This is a genomic window from Rhizobium beringeri, from assembly GCF_004306515.1.
In the GTDB taxonomy this organism is placed as follows: Bacteria; Pseudomonadota; Alphaproteobacteria; order Rhizobiales; family Rhizobiaceae; genus Rhizobium; species Rhizobium beringeri.
The window spans coordinates 1-314 of the sequence record NZ_SILG01000019.1 but is presented as its reverse complement, the minus strand read 5'-3'; the positions used below and the strand labels follow the sequence as shown (position 1 = coordinate 314).

Sequence of the window (314 nt, the reverse complement as noted above, 5' to 3'; positions counted from 1 at the left end):
CTGCGTTCGCTCGCCACTACTTGCGGAGTCTCGGTTGATGTCCTTTCCTGCAGGTACTTAGATGTTTCAGTTCCCTGCGTTCGCTTCTTACACCCTATGTATTCAGGTGTAGATACCTTATCACAATGCTTGGAAACCACTCGGGTTGCCGGGCCAAAGGCCAGACAACCAGAATGATTTTCCAAGCATTTAAGGTGGGTTGCCCCATTCGGAGATCCATGGATCAAAGCTCATTCGCAGCTCCCCACGGCTTTTCGCAGCGTATCACGTCCTTCATCGCCTGTGCATGCCAAGGCATCCACCAAATGCCCTTA

Annotated in this window: 1 rRNA gene; it reads right to left on the bottom strand. The window is 51.6% G+C overall.

The features are described 5' to 3' along the window. Positions 1-314, bottom strand: a 23S ribosomal RNA gene (locus ELH03_RS37210); the annotation flags it as partial.